Origin of the sequence: Streptomyces sp. NPDC041068 (assembly GCF_040647455.1) — a bacterium.
Classification (GTDB): Bacteria; Actinomycetota; Actinomycetes; order Streptomycetales; family Streptomycetaceae; genus Streptomyces.
The window spans coordinates 1-10,099 of sequence record NZ_JBEZCG010000047.1 but is presented as its reverse complement, the minus strand read 5'-3'; the positions used below and the strand labels follow the sequence as shown (position 1 = coordinate 10,099).

The 10,099-nt window shown below is 67.0% G+C and carries 7 protein-coding genes; 2 read left to right on the top strand and 5 right to left on the bottom strand.

Annotated features, from left to right (window positions below):
* A partial coding sequence (locus AB0B50_RS44500) for an amino acid adenylation domain-containing protein (RefSeq protein WP_362343797.1) occupies nucleotides 1–3,065 on the bottom strand: 3,065 nt, incomplete at its 3' end.
* 256 nt (nucleotides 3,066–3,321) lie between these two features.
* Nucleotides 3,322–4,017, bottom strand: a complete 696-nt coding sequence (locus AB0B50_RS44495; RefSeq protein ID WP_362343794.1) for an FMN-binding negative transcriptional regulator — start codon at nucleotides 4,015–4,017, stop codon at nucleotides 3,322–3,324.
* A gap of 499 nt (nucleotides 4,018–4,516) precedes the next feature.
* Between AB0B50_RS44495 and AB0B50_RS44490 the strand changes: the two genes are divergently transcribed.
* Complete coding sequence (locus AB0B50_RS44490; protein WP_362343791.1) at nucleotides 4,517–5,230, top strand: LmbU family transcriptional regulator; 714 nt, start codon at nucleotides 4,517–4,519, stop codon at nucleotides 5,228–5,230.
* Nucleotides 5,231–5,431: 201 nt separating this feature from the next.
* Here AB0B50_RS44490 and AB0B50_RS44485 read toward each other — a convergent pair whose 3' ends face one another.
* From AB0B50_RS44485 to AB0B50_RS44475, 3 genes are all read right to left on the bottom strand, one after another.
* A complete protein-coding gene (locus AB0B50_RS44485; RefSeq protein ID WP_362343788.1) occupies nucleotides 5,432–6,685 on the bottom strand; it encodes a beta-ketoacyl-[acyl-carrier-protein] synthase family protein in 1,254 nt (417 codons plus the stop codon).
* 64 nt (nucleotides 6,686–6,749) lie between these two features.
* Nucleotides 6,750–6,995, bottom strand: a complete 246-nt coding sequence (locus tag AB0B50_RS44480; protein WP_362343786.1) for an acyl carrier protein — start codon at nucleotides 6,993–6,995, stop codon at nucleotides 6,750–6,752.
* Between the two features lie 104 nt (nucleotides 6,996–7,099).
* Nucleotides 7,100–8,032: an ACP S-malonyltransferase gene (locus tag AB0B50_RS44475; RefSeq protein WP_362343783.1), complete on the bottom strand. Its 933-nt coding sequence runs from the start codon at nucleotides 8,030–8,032 to the stop codon at nucleotides 7,100–7,102.
* 460 nt (nucleotides 8,033–8,492) lie between these two features.
* Between AB0B50_RS44475 and AB0B50_RS44470 the strand changes: the two genes are divergently transcribed.
* Nucleotides 8,493–10,099 (top strand): condensation domain-containing protein (locus AB0B50_RS44470; RefSeq protein WP_362343780.1); only part of this gene is annotated, 1,607 nt, incomplete at its 3' end.

Genomic DNA, 10,099 nt, shown 5'->3' with positions numbered 1-10,099 from the left:
CGGATGCTGTCACCGCCGACCGCGAAGAAGTCGTCGTCCACCCCCACCCGCTCCAGACCCAACACCTCGGCGAACACCCCCGCCAAAGCCTCCTCCACCGGACCCGACGGAGCCCGGTAAACCCCCTCGGCCAACTCCGGCTCCGGCAACGCCGCCCGGTCCAGCTTCCCGTTCGCCGTCAACGGCAACCGCTCCAGCATCACCAACGCCGACGGCACCATGAACTCCGGCAACCGCCCCGCCACAAACCGACGCAACTCCGCCACCGACACACCCACACGCACGTCGAAGTCGCCGTCGGTGACGCTGATGCCCGCCTCCACCGGCACCACGTATGCCACCAGTCGTGTGCCTTCGCCCCGGTCGGATCGCGGGACCACCAAGGCCTGGGCGATCGCGGGGTGCGAGGAGAGAGTCGCCTCGATCTCGGCAGGCTCGATACGGAAACCACGCACCTTCACCTGGAAGTCGACGCGTCCCACGAACTTGAGTACGCCCTCTTCGGTCCACCGGACCAGGTCACCGGTGCGGTACATGCGCTCGCCGGCCGGACCGAACGGATCGGCCACGAAGCGGGTCGCCGTCAGGCCCTTCGGGCCCAGATAGCCACGGGCGAGGCCGGACCCCGCAAGGTACAGCTCGCCCACCGTGCCGGGACCCACTGGGCGCAGGGCGCCGTCCAGAACGTAGGCGCGCATGTTGTCCATGGGACGGCCGATCGGTACGACGTCGCCGATCTCGTGGGTGTCGTCGACTTGGTGGCAGGTGCCGAACACGGTGGCTTCCGTGGGGCCGTACCCGTTGACCACCGAAATGCCCGGGCAGGCTCGCAGGACGCTTGCCACGCCGGACGGCGGTACCACGTCACCGCCCGCCCAGACTTCCCGCACGCCGGCGAAACTGTCCGGGCGCTCCTCGGCGATCACGCCGAACAGGCCCGCGGTCAGCCATGCCGAAGTGACCTCGTACTTCTTCAGGAGGTCTGCCAGGACCTCGGAGTCCAGTTCCTGCGGGGGAGCAAGGACCACCAGGCCGCCGCGCAGCAGTGGCACCCACATCTCGAAGGTCCACAGGTCGAAGGTCTGCGGTGAGTGCAGAAGCATCCGGTCCTGGGCGCCGCTCTCCCAGCGCCGGTCGCGGGCGAGGCCGACGATGCCGCGATGGGTCACCGCGATGCCCTTGGGCACGCCGGACGAGCCCGAGGTGTACATGACGTACGCGGCCTGCTCTCCGTGCGCAAGGCGGTGCCGCAGGTTGTCGGCGGACTGCTCCGTCACGGCCGACGCGGTGGCAGGGTCGTCGAGGACCACGCACGGGCGGCCTCCGAGATACAGGTCAGGACCCAGTTGCGAGGTCGTCACCAGGAGCGTCGTATGGGCCTCCTGGTGGATGAACTCCATCCGGTCGGCAGGGTGGTTCGGGTCGATCGGCAGGTAGGCCGCGCCGCACTTCAGCACGGCGAGGATCGCGACGACGAGGTCGGGCGAGCGAGGCAGCGCGATGCCCACCACCGCTTCCGGCCCGGCACCGTGCCGAACGAGTTCGCGGGCCAGGCGGTTCGCCCGAGTGTTCAGCTCCGTGTAGGTCCAGGAGAGGCCGTCGGTCACCAGGGCCACGGCGTCAGGAGTGGCCGTCACCTGCTGCTCGAACAGCTCGGTCACGGTCAGGTCCGGCACGGGCACCGTCGTGTTGTTCAACTCGGCCTGCCGTCGCGCGTGTTCGGTGGCCTGAGGTGTGGCCACCGAGCCCACGGGTGCCTCGGGGGCTGCCACGAAGGCGCGCAGCATCGCGACGAGCTGCTCCGAGAGCTCCCGCACCTGTGCCGCGTCGTACTGGTTGGCCGGCGCGTCGAAACGGATCTGCAGGCCGCTGTCCTCGCCTCCGCCGTCGATGAGGGAGATCATCAGCTCGTCGAGGGTGGGGAACGAGCCGCCGAGGAATGAGCCCGGACAGCCCGCGAAGTCGAGGCTCTCCCGCGGCAGCGTGATGATGTTGAGGATGACGCCGAGCGGGCTGCGCGTGGAGCCGGTCATGCCCATCTCGCGTTTGACGTCGGCTATCAGGTACGAGGAGTGGCGGAGTACGCCGGACTTCGCGACGGTGACGGCGTCGGCGAGGTCGACGAAACGCGTGGACAGCGGGACCTTCACGCGTAGGGGAACGAAGTTCGCCATGAGCCCGGGAATGTCCCTGGTGCGACCGCGGCGGTTGTTGACCACCAGGGAGAAGACCGGCTCAGGCAGGTCGCACGTGTGACGGAAGAAGGCAGCTGCGGCAGCGGTGAGAAGCGTCGGCATCGTCATGCCGTTCGCCTCGGCGGCCCGTGCCCATTCATCGGCTTCCGTACGGGAAATGGTGACCGTACGGTTGAGCGTTCCGACAGAAGCTGCGACCTGTGCCCAACGATCTGAATGCGATGTTTCAGCGGACGGCTCGGAGGGCGCCGAGAAGGATTCCCCCGCGCCCCTGCCGCCCGGCAGCCGTGCCGCGTCAGGCGCATCGGTCAGATATTCACGCCAGTACTGTGCGTCCTTGGCGAACCGTGAAGAATTGCGGTAACGGAGATCGTCCTCATACATGGGGATCGGGTCGCCGCCGGACCACTCAGGCAGGGGGGTGCCGTGCTTGAGCGCCGAATAGACCGCGCCGATACGACGCGCCACGGAGAACACCCCGAAGCCGTCGGTCACGATGTGATGGGCGATGACCGGCATGAAGAACCTGGAGGCGCTCAGCTTGATCGCGCCGAGCCGGAACAGCAGCTCTTTCTCCAGGTCGAAGGGTGCCCCCACGCGTTCCACGATGAGCGAGTAGGCCGCGGCCTCGGGGTCGTCGGCGCTGCTCACATCGTCGAAGAAGGGGCGCCATGCTCCTGTGTCCCTGGGGACCACGTCCAGGCCGTCCGGCGACTCCCGGAAATTGATAAGGGCGCTTCCGGTTTCGCTCATCACGGTGTGGAAGGCATGCTCGAGTACCGCCACATCGACGTCACCGCTGATCTCCCAGACACCGGCAATGTTGTTCGAGACGCCGGGTGACAATTTCTGGGCCAGCCACATGCTCATTTGCGCGGTGGATGCGGTCATTGCAGACAAGGAGCGACTCACCTTTTCCAATGAGAATCGGGCCGCATCGTCGAATGTGTGAGGATGAGTTCGACTCGTCATGCGGTAAAAGAAATCCTGGCCGTTGTTTTCGGCGCTCAGGGAGGGAAATCAGGGTGACGGTGCACGGCTTTTCGGAATGCTCGGGGGAGGGGAAGCCGGTGCCGTCCCGCCGGCGGGACAATGCCGACCCGGTGCCCCTCAAACCCGAATGCGGCTACGAAACCGAGGACTTCTCGGCCTCGTTCGCCTGCGGCAGCCTGCCCATGAGCGCGGCCACTTCGCGATGGCGGCTGGAGTCGCTCCGGGCCAGGGAGCACCGGACGCGGTCACGGACTTCCGGCTGCTTCTCCTGGCTCAGCTTGAACATGCTCTCCGCCCGGGACACCTCGATCCGGAAGGCGCCCACGGCGGGCTGGATCTTGCGGAAGTGCTCGATGGAGTCGGACATGTCCCAGTCGTCGCCGAATCGACCCTCGAAGGCCCGAACCGTGGCCTTGACGACTTCCAGTGTCTGCTCCGCCGACTCGTCCGGCTCCAGCTTGCGCAGGGTTCCGTGCACGTGCACCGAGGTGAAGTTCCAGGTCGGCGCTGCGGTCTTCTCCTCGTACACGGACGGTGAGATGTAGGCGTGCGCGCCGGTGAAGAGTGCGAGGACCGGCATGCCGTCCCGCAGTGCCTGCCAGTGCGGATTGGCTCGGTTCAGGTGGCCGAGAAGTGTCGTCCCGGCCAGCTCCTTCGGCTCTGCCGCGGTCGGGTGCGGGGCGAAGATGATGGGCAAATGCGTCGCGTACGGCACATCATCCGAGTCGCCGTTTGTCACGAGTGTGGCCAGTGGATTGTCGCGCACCAGGTTTACGGCCCAAGAAGTGTCCGGCTCGCGGTAATTATCGGGAACGAACAAGATGGTCACGCCCTTTCGGTGAATAACATCTGCTCGGGTGGCGCCATCTTCACACCGACTCGAAATGGCGTGAGAGCAGGTTATCCCAGGGGCTCAGGCAATCGCTAACTTCATGCTGTGGCCTGATCGTCGACCTTTTCACTGTCGCGGTCTTAATTGAATGTGGCAGTCCGCTTCAAGGCAGTCGTGACCGTTCCGTTCGTGGAGGGTGACAGATTGTGTCGGCTCCACTCCGTAGGGAACTTTAACGCAGAATTGATGCCCACTGCTTGGCGGGCTGCATTACACGAGGTCAGCGGCGCCGACATGCTTGAGCCAAGGGCTTGATCCTGTCGTAACGGTGGCTAGGTCAAGCCCTCTCGTGTCACAGTGGCCACTGTTGTGACCGGAACGGGAGATCCGGCTATTTGAGGCACATGAGGGTTCCGAGGCAGCGCATGACTGTTCACGGGGCCGGCGAATCAAATAGGACGCGGCAGCTCGAACTGCAAGAACCCGGGGAGAACTTGTGGATATAGACCGCAGATCAACATCTCATGTCCGCTATCCGATGTTGATCAATGCTGCAGGTCCGGTAACTCTGCGCAAGACCGGCCTCATCATGCCGGGCAGACTCTCGCTCAGCGTATGGCAGAAGATCGGGACGGAGCTCGCGACCATTTCCGAGTCATCGACGTGGTGGCTCGCCGACTGGGTGCTCTACGGGGAGACTGCCTACACCGGCCGATATCGACAGGTCATCGAAAGCACGGGACTCGGCTATCAGACCCTCCGCAACTACGCCTGGGTCGCACGCCGATTCGAGTTGTCCCGTCGGCGGGATGCCCTCAGCTTCGCGCACCACGCGGAGGTCGCCTCGCTGGAACAGCCGGAGCAGGACTACTGGCTCCGCTGGGCCGAGCAGCAGCAATGGTCACGCAATCGACTCCGCAAGGAGATACGGTCCAGCCTCGCCGAGCGCCAGGGGGAAGAGCAGACCGACAGTGCTTCTGCCGGGGTGGTGACCGCCGCCGAGCGTGACCGGGGGACGGTGACGGAGTCGGTTTCGCAACTGACGTCGCTTCACATCACCATCACCGCTGAGCAGTTGAAGCGTTGCGAGCAGTTGGCCACTGCTCAGGGTCTGAGTCTGAGCGGATGGGCGATCGAGGTGCTGCAGGCTGCGTTACGCGATGTGGAGAGCGAGGAATTGTCCACGGCCTGCGCTCTCATCGCCTCCTGAGGAATCGGGGATCCGCCCGAACCGGCAGTGCCCGCAATCGGCAACGGCGCCCGCAACCGACAACGGCGCCCGCAACCGACAACAGAGCCCCTGACCGACAACAGCGCCCGCTTGATCCGCCCCGGAACTGTCCGGTCGGATCAAGCGGGCGGTTCTCGTGGAGCGTCGGCCTCGGCGGCCGTCGGCCGGAGAGGTGCCGGGTCAGGCCGTGCGGAACGCGAGGACGACATTGTGTCCGCCGAGCCCGAACGAGTTGCTGAGCGCGGCGAGTTCGCCGTCCTCCGGAAGTTCTCGCGGCTTCACCGCGATGTCCAGCGCGATTTCGTCGTCGTAGTCGTCCTGATTGAGCGTCGGCGGTACGACGCGGTGATACAGGGCGAGCACCGCGGCCATTGACTCCGCCGCCCCTGCCGCGGCCATGAGATGGCCCATGTTCGACTTCGGCGCGGTGACGACGACCTTGTCCGTATGAGCTCCGAGCACGGATCGGATCGCGATCGATTCGGTGAGGTCGCCCTGTGGCGTCGACGCCGCGTGCGCGTTGATGTGCGTGATCTGCTGCGATTCGAGGCCCGCGTCAGTCATGGCCTCGCGGATCGCGGCGGCCTGTCCGGCACCGGTCGGGTCCGGCTGGGCGAAGTCGTGCGAGTCGGCGCTGTACCCGACGCCCGCCAGACGCGCGTACACCCGCGCTCCCCGCTTGGCCGCGTGCGCCGCGGACTCGAGCACCATGATCGTGGCGCCCTCGCCGAGCACGAAACCGTCCCGGGTCCTGGTGAACGGCCGTGCGGCGAACTCGGGTTCGTCGTTGCGGCGGGACAGGGCCCGCATCGAGACGAAGGCCGCCACGACGAAGGGGTGCACCATGGCGTCGGTGCCGCCGGCGATCACCACGTCCGCCTTGCCCGCGCGGATCAGTTCGGCACCGCGCCGCAGAGCGTCATTGCCGGTCGCGCACGCTGCCTCCGGTGTCTCCAGCACCGCCTTGGCACCGAACTCCAGCCCCACCCATGAGGCGGCCGCGTCGGGAAGGATCCGCCCCGCCGTGAACGGCGACACGTATCGAGGTCCCTTCGCGCGCAGTGTGTCCCAGGTCTGGAACAGGCTGGCCGCGCCGCTCAGACAGGAGCCGATCGACACACCGAGCCGCTCACCCGGTACTGCCGCATCGGTGCCCTCGACTCCGGCCAGGCCGGAGTCGTTCCAGGCCTCCCGCGCCGCGACCAGCGCGAACTGCTGGGTACGGTCCAGCTTCCGTGCCGTGGCCTTGGGCAGGAGTTCGGCGGGGTCGACCGCCGCGGGAGAGGCGAGGCGTACGGGGAAGTCCTCGTACTGCGGATCGTCGAGAGTCGTGATGCCGGAGCGCCCGTCGAGCAGCCCCTGCCAGGTCGACGCGACGTCACCGCCGAGCGGGGTGACGGCACCGAGCCCTGTGACGACAACCTCTGTGCTCAACTGCGCTCCTTGCTCGTCGGGACCAGAGGGCGGCACGGTCCGTACCCCGGTCTTCCGTCCGGCGTCATGCCTGCTCGCGCTCTATGTACTCCGCCACATCGGCGAGCGTGACGAGGTCCTTCAGATCCTCGTCGGGAATCTTCACGTCGAACGTCTCCTCGGCCACCAGCATGATCTCCACCATCGAGAGGGAGTCGATCCTCAGGTCGTTCACCAAGGCCTTGTCCGGCAGGACCTCTTCGACCGGGGTCCCGGCGATCTTGTTGATGATCTGGGGGAGTTCGGCGTGGATTTCCTCAAGTGTGGCCATGAAGGGGCTCCTTCGTTGTCTCGTTGGGGCGCGGTCAGGTACGCGCGGTCAGATATGCGCGGTCAGGTATGCACGGTTGGATACGCGCGGTCGGATACGCACGGTCAGGCAGGGGAGGCCGTGCTGTGCTTGTCGACGAACGCGCGGGCACCGTCGAGTTCGTCGGGCGTATTGAGGGTGAAGGTCTCCACGTCCGGCATGGCCCGCCATGTGATGCGACTCAGGGTCTTGGCGGGAGCGAGCTCCAGCAGGCCGGTCACTCCGCGCTCGGCCATGGTGTCCAGGCACCGGTTCCAGTACACGGGCAGGCTCACCTGCCGCACGATCAGGTCCAGCATCTCCCGCCCGTCGCGCACTACGTGGCCGTCCCGGTTCGAGATCATCCCGGCTCCGGGGTCCCGTGGCGAGATGGCGCGAGCGCAGCGGCCCAGGAGGTCGGCCACATGCTCGACTTCCTTGGTGTGGAAGGCGCCGGCTATCTCCAGCGGCCGCAGGCGGGTCCGGTCCGGCGGCGCGTCGAGCAGGCGGCGGATGTCCTCTTTCGCTCCAGCGGCGACGAGTTGACCCGGTCCGTTGTCGTTGACCGTGACCAGGCCGTGCCGGGCGATCGTCGCCAGGACGTCCTCGCGGTCGCCGCCGAGGATGGCGATCATGCCCGACTCGGTCTTCGCGGCGGTCTCGGCCATCGCCTTGCCGCGCTCGCGTACGAGGACCATCGCCTGCTCGGCGGTGATCATGCCGACACCCGCCGCGATGGTGAGCTCGCCGAGGCTGTGGCCTGCCGCGAGGTCGATCCGGCGGGAGTCGCGTACGAGATCGGGGAAGAGGGCGGTGGCAGCGAGAATTCCGGAGGCGACAATCAGCGGCTGCGCGATCGCGGTGTCCCTGATCGTGTCGGCATCCGCTTTGGTTCCGTAATGCTCCAAGTCGATGCCGCACACCGTCGAAAGCCAATGGAGTTGGTCGGCATATTGAGAATCTTCGAGCCAAGGGGTAAGGAACCCCGGAGTCTGGGCGCCTTGTCCGGGCGCGACCATCACTAGCATGTTTCGCAGCATCGCAAGGCGAACGCCATTTCGGCAATCATCGCCATGGCGAAATGGAGGGGATCCGAAGGAGTGGGCAGGCGGCTCCTGGACCCCGGCGAGGCGCCGGCGTGGCTGGGACCGTCCCGCCGGCGGGACGGTCCCAGCGTCTCTGACCTGGCCTTTCCTTCAGAAGTCACGCCGTACGGCTGCGGGTGTCCTGAACGGGGCCGCAAATCCTGTGTATCGGTTTGGGTGGCCGCCTATGGTGTGTCCCTGTGCGATCACTTGGGGCCGTGCGATCGCCTAGGGGGAATGCTCCCCGTGCTGTCTGTCCAGCACGGGTGAATCTCTGATTTCCGTGATCTGGAAGTTCTGCCGTCATGGAAGTCTTCTGCCGCCATTTGAGTGTTGGGTAAGTTCCGGTGCTGCCCCGTCGCAGCTGGACGGATGACCGAGGAGTAGAGGCGAAATGATTCCGTTGTCGTTCGCGCAGAGCCGGCTGTGGTTCATTCACCGGTTCGAGGGTGCGTCTGCGACGTACAACGTCCCCTTTGTCCTGCGGCTCCACGGAACCCTCGACACGGAGGCGATGGCGGCGGCGGTCCGCGACGTGGTGGCCCGCCACGAGAGCCTGCGTACCCTCTTCGTCGAGGACGCGGACGGGGTGCCGTTCCAGCGGGTCCTGCCCTTGGCCGAGGTGTCCCTGGACGTGCCCGTCACGGACGTGACGACGGACGGTCTCGCCGACGCGGTCACCCGGGAGGTCACCACAGGATTCGACCTGGCCGACGAAGTCCCGGTGCGTGCGCGGGTGTTGTGCGTCGCGCCGGACGACCACGTCCTGGTCCTGGTCGCCCACCACATCGTCTGCGACGGCGAGTCCGCCGCGCCGTTCGCCCGCGACCTGATCGCCGCCTACACCGCGCGCCGCGACAAGCAGGCCCCGAGGTGGGAGCCGCTGCCGGTGCAGTACGGCGACTACACGATGTGGCAGCGCGAGCTGCTCGGCGACGTATCGGACCCCGACAGTCTCGCGGCCGCGCAGTTGGAGTACTGGCGCAAGGAGCTGGCCGGCGTGCCCGCGCCTCTGGCGCTGCCCACCGACCGCCCGCGCCCGCCCGTGGCGAGCCGCCGCGGCGATCTCGTCGAGTACTCCATCGACCCCGAACTCCTCGCGGGCGTCGAGGCATTGGCGCGCAGTCGTGGCGTCACCGTGTCCATGGTCTTCCAGTCCGCGCTCGCGGTCCTCCTGCACCAGCTGGGCAGCGGGGACGACATCCCCGTCGGTGCCCCCATCGCGGGCCGCACCGACGAGGCGCTCGCGGACCTGGTCGGCTTCTTCGCCAACACCTGGGTGCTCCGCGCCGACCTGTCCGGCAACCCCACCTTCGGCGAGGTGCTGGAGCGCGTGCAGGGCAAGGCCCTGGCGGCGTACGACAACCAGGACATGCCGTTCGAGCGGCTCGTGGAACTCATCAACCCGGAGCGCTCCACCGCCTACCAGCCGCTGTTCCAGGTCATGTGCGCCTGGCAGATTCCGTGGCCCGCACTCGACCTGCCCGACCTGCGGGTGACGTTCGAGCCCTTGTCGACGGACTCGGCGAAGTTCGACCTCTTCTTCAACCTGATCCCCGACGCGGCCGGCGGTGCGCAGATCCGGCTCGAGTACGCGACGGACCTGTTCGACCGGCACACCGCCGAGCAGATTGCCGCCCGCTTCGCACGCGTGGTCCGACAGGTGACCGCGGCCCCGCAGACGCACGTGGGCGCGGTGGAGGTGTTGACTGCGCAGGAGCGTGCGGAGCTGATCGTCGCGGTCGACGACACGGCGGTGGCGGTGCCGGAGGTGACGGTTCCGGAGTTGGTGGCGCGTCAGGTGGCCGCTGTGCCGGATGAGTTGGCTGTCGTATGCGGTGATGTGGCGTACACGTACGCGGAGTTGGACGCGCGCGCGGAGCAGCTGGCGCGGCAGTTGGTGGCGCGGGGTGTGGGTGTCGAGTCGGTGGTGGCCGTGCGGTTGCCGCGTTCGGCGGATCTGGTGGTGGCGTTGCTGGCTGTGTGGAAGGCGGGTGCGGC